We start from the raw sequence: 4,087 nt of genomic DNA, 5'->3' as shown, positions 1-4,087 counted from the left end.
GGCCGAACTGGTCAAGATCGACCCGAAATCGATCGGCGTGGGCCAGTACCAGCACGATGTGAACCAGAGCGACCTGGCGCGCAGCCTGGACACCGTGGTCGAAGACTGCGTGAACAGCGTGGGCGTGGACCTGAATACCGCCAGCGTGCCGCTGCTGGCCCGGGTGTCGGGCCTGTCGCAAACGGTGGCCAAATCGGTGGTGCGCTGGCGCGATGCCAATGGCGCATTTGCCTCGCGCGCTGACTTGCTCAAGGTGACCGGCCTGGGCGCCAAGACTTTTGAGCAGAGCGCGGGCTTCCTGCGACTGCGCAGCAGCAGCAACCCGCTGGACATGACCGGCGTGCACCCCGAGACCTATCCAGTCGTCGAAAAGATCATGGCCCACACCGGCAAGCCGGTGGCCGAGCTGATGGGCCGGGCCGAGATGCTCAAGACCCTGAAGCCCGAGCTGTTTGCCAACGAGCAATTCGGGGTCATCACCGTCAAGGACATCATTGCCGAACTGGAGAAACCCGGCCGCGACCCGCGCCCCGACTTCAAGGTGGCCCGCTTCAACGACGGCGTCGAAGACATCAAGGATTTGAAAGAAGGCATGACGCTGGAAGGTACGGTCAGCAACGTGGCGGCCTTTGGCGCATTCATTGACATCGGTGTGCACCAGGACGGCCTGGTCCATGTGAGCCAGCTTTCCAACAAGTTCGTGACCGACGCACGCGAAGTGGTGAAAACCGGCGACATCGTGAAAGTGCGCGTCACCGAGGTCGACGTGGCGCGCAAGCGCATTGGTCTGACCATGAAGCTCGACGCCGCACCGGCCCGCCGCGATGGGCCGCGTGACAACCGTTTCGAAAGCGCGCGGCCAGGCGGGCAAAGCCGGGGCGGCAACTACGGCGGCGGACGTCCAGGTGGGCCGCAGCCGGTTGCCGCCACTGCCATGGAGTCGGCATTCAGCAAGCTGGCGGCGTTGAAAAAATAATGAACTTGAAGGCTCCTGACGCGTCCTTGATGCGCTCGCTGTCCGTGCGGGCCGGCTGAAAAGCATCCAACGACGCGTTTTTAGGGTTAAATCAGGCCCTGGCGCTTTACTGACGGGCGCGACCAGCTATCAAAATAATAGCAACCAACCATCCTCATGCAAGCCCTCCGCATCTACGCCGGCCCCAAGGCTCGCCGGCATATCGAGCAAAACGGCCTCAAACCGGCAGATATTGCCGTGGTGCCCGGGGCTGCGGGCGGGCCCAAGGGGTTGATTCTCGGCGCACTCGACCGCTTTATCTTTGGTGACTGGCTGGCAAAAAGCAGCCATCCGGTGGACCTGGTCGGCGCGTCTATAGGTGCATGGCGCATGGCCACGGCCTGCCTGAGCAACCCGGCGGCTGCATTCCAGCGCCTTGAGACCGACTACATCCACCAGCATTACGAACTCCAGCCCGGCCAGAAACGCCCGACGGCGGATGCCGTCAGTGAACAGTTCGGCCAGAGCCTGAAGGTGTTCTATGGGGGCAGGGTGCAGGAGGTGATTCGCCACCCGCGTTATCGGCTGCACATCGTCACCTCGCGGGGCCGCCACATGCTGGGCCGTGAACACAAGGTGGCCACGCCATTGGGCTATTTCGGTGCCTTCCTCACCAACAGCCTGCACCGCAAGGCCATGGGCGCATGGCTGGAGCGCGTTGTGTTCTCCACGCAGAACGCGGCCTTGCCGTTTGCGACCGCTGATTACCGGACCCGCCAGGTGCCGATGGATGAGGCCAACTTYCAGCCSGCRCTGCARGCCAGCTGCTCSATTCCYTTTGTGYTGCGCTCSGTSCRCAACRTKCCCGGCGSRCCRCCCGGCGCCTACTGGGATGGCGGCATCACCGACTACCACCTGCACCTGAACTACCATCGCGGCGGTACCGGAGAAGTGGGGGGGTCATCGCCAGGCTYGGTGCTGTACCCGCACTTCCAGAGAGCGGTGGTGCCCGGCTGGCTCGACAAGGGCCTGAAGTGGCGCCACGGCGCGACCCATTTCCTCGACAACATGGTGCTGCTGGCTCCCAACCCCGACTGGGTCCGGACCTTGCCCGGCGGCAAGCTCCCGGATCGCACGGATTTCACGCGTTATGGCACTGATCTCCAGGCACGCATCCGGGCATGGTCGGTGGCGACATCGAAAGCCGGGCAACTTGCCGAGGAATATGCCCGATGGCTGGAGCGCCCGGACATTCACCAGGTCCATCATTTATGAAATTGCCGGAACGTGTGCTGGGATGGGACTTGCTGCGGGGGTTGAGCGCAATCTGTGTAGGTATCTACCATCTCCTTTTGTGGCAGGGCGTGGCCGCCATTCACGCCTTTGGAAGTTACGGGGTTTACCTTTTTTTTGTGCTTTCCGGTGCGAGCCTGGCATACACCTATGCGGACCGCATTCATTCAGGACAGTTTTCCTTCCGGAATTTTTTGTGGGTGCGTTATCTCCGCCTGGCCCCGCTGTATGTGGCGTTGATGCTTTTGCTCCTGCCCTGGAAATGGATGAAAGAGGGCGCGACGATGGAGCTTCTCGCCAGGTATTTCGGCAACGCGACCTTCCTCTTCGGGTTTTACAACCCTGCCACGCACGCGGTGCTCATCGGCGGCTGGTCGCTAGGCATCGAGGCCATTTTTTACCTGCTCTTTCCAGTCCTCATCATGAGTTTGCGGACGCGCTGGACTGCCTGGGCGGTTTTTGCTTCGCTCCTGGTCCTCCAGTTGTGCTGGATACAGCTGACCGTAGGAAGCCCGCAGGGGTACTCGGCAAACGCGGAGGCATACCACCAGGTACCGGCTTTTGCGGCGTACTTCATGGGAGGGTGCATGCTGGGCATGGCTCAGCGCCGTGGCTTCTTCAAGCACATTCCGACTGCCGCGGGCCTTGGCTTCATTCTGGCCGGTTTCGGATTGATGCTGGCAACCAATCCTGCCCGGCAAGGCGAGGAACTGACCGGCTGGCACGGTATCGTTTTAGCTTCGCTGTGTTTTGCACTGGTCTATCTGGCAAGCCGTMTGAGGTTGAAAAGCAGCCTGGCCGGCGCCGCGCAGCATCTCGGCGATGCCACCTATGGTGTTTATCTGCTGCATCCGGTGATTTACTTTGGCCTGACCTTTGCCATTTTTCCGCGGCTGGGAATCCCCGGCCCTGACGAATGGCCGGTGCCCGGCCGCCTGGCGCTGGCTATTGTGATCCTCGCTGGTGCATTCGCGCTGGCACTGCTGAGTGAGAGGTACATTGAGCGCCCCATACGTCAGCGGAGCAAGGCGAGGCCGGTGCCCTCGGCCGCGTCTGCGTGAACCCCGCGATGGGTCGAGACTACGGCCCGCTCCGGCAAAAGACATAAAAAAAGCCGCATGACATACGCGTCATGCGGCCGTTCCGGAAAGTTTCGGGTTCAGCTTAAAGCAACGGCGTCAAAACACGTGTGCAATACCCACATACAGCGACTTCGGGCTTTGGCCGACGGCTGAGAGTGCCAGGCCCGCCGAACTGCCGCCGCCGCCGCTGATGGTATAGCCGGCATTGGCCTGGTTGCTGATCTTGGTTGCGCCGCCGTAGATCGTGGTCCGTTTGGACAGCGGATAGTCGTAGCGCACACCTAGGGCCTTCGAATCTGCGCTGGCCGTGGTCTTGTTTTTGAGCTGGCCATAGGTGGCAATCAGCTTGCCTACGCCGACAGGTGCCGAGGCGCYGATCTGGTAGGCGTCGAGGGCCGGCGCCCCGGTCGTATCGCCGCGACGGCGCACAAAGATGGCCGACGGCTTGATGAAGCCAAAATCGTAGGAAACGGCAACGTCGGTGTACTTATCGGTGTTGCCTAACAGGTAAACGGTTTTTTCCGTGAGGTAGCTCACTTGCGCCGCCAGCGTGCTGCTGCTATAGCCCGCCGCGAGGTTGAGCGTATTGCCGGTAGATTTCGGCTGGCCGACACCATTCGACTCGCCAAATGCATAAAAGACATTGGCCTTGAAGCCGTTCCAGGTCGGCGTGGTGTACTGGATGGAATTGTCGCGGCGCGTGGTGGCATCGGCGGGGGAGCCGCCGTTGATGCCCACGCCGGGGCCCGCGTAATAG

4 protein-coding genes are annotated in these 4,087 nt (G+C 61.8%); 3 read left to right on the top strand and 1 reads right to left on the bottom strand.

The genetic code is table 11. The features are described 5' to 3' along the window. The 3 genes from AC1D0Z_RS17090 to AC1D0Z_RS17080 form a co-directional block, all read left to right on the top strand. Positions 1-976: helix-hairpin-helix domain-containing protein (locus AC1D0Z_RS17090; protein ID WP_477659413.1), on the top strand; the 976-nt coding region annotated here is incomplete at its 5' end. Between the two features lie 156 nt (positions 977-1,132). Next, the gene (locus tag AC1D0Z_RS17085; RefSeq protein WP_477659412.1) at positions 1,133-2,230 is read left to right on the top strand and encodes a patatin-like phospholipase family protein; all 1,098 of its coding nucleotides are present in this window, start codon (positions 1,133-1,135) and stop codon (positions 2,228-2,230) included. Beyond that, positions 2,137-3,309, top strand: a complete 1,173-nt coding sequence (locus AC1D0Z_RS17080) for an acyltransferase family protein (RefSeq protein WP_477659411.1) — start codon at positions 2,137-2,139, stop codon at positions 3,307-3,309. Before AC1D0Z_RS17085 ends, AC1D0Z_RS17080 begins: the two co-directional genes overlap by 94 nt. A 117-nt stretch (positions 3,310-3,426) precedes the next feature. Here the strand turns inward: AC1D0Z_RS17080 and AC1D0Z_RS17075 are convergent. Then, positions 3,427-4,087 (bottom strand): porin (locus AC1D0Z_RS17075; RefSeq protein WP_477659410.1); only part of this gene is annotated, 661 nt, incomplete at its 5' end.

The organism is Polaromonas sp. P1_E3, from assembly GCF_056405935.1.
The sequence above is the reverse complement of the archived record's forward strand: the minus strand, read 5'-3'. Positions and strand labels throughout refer to the sequence as shown.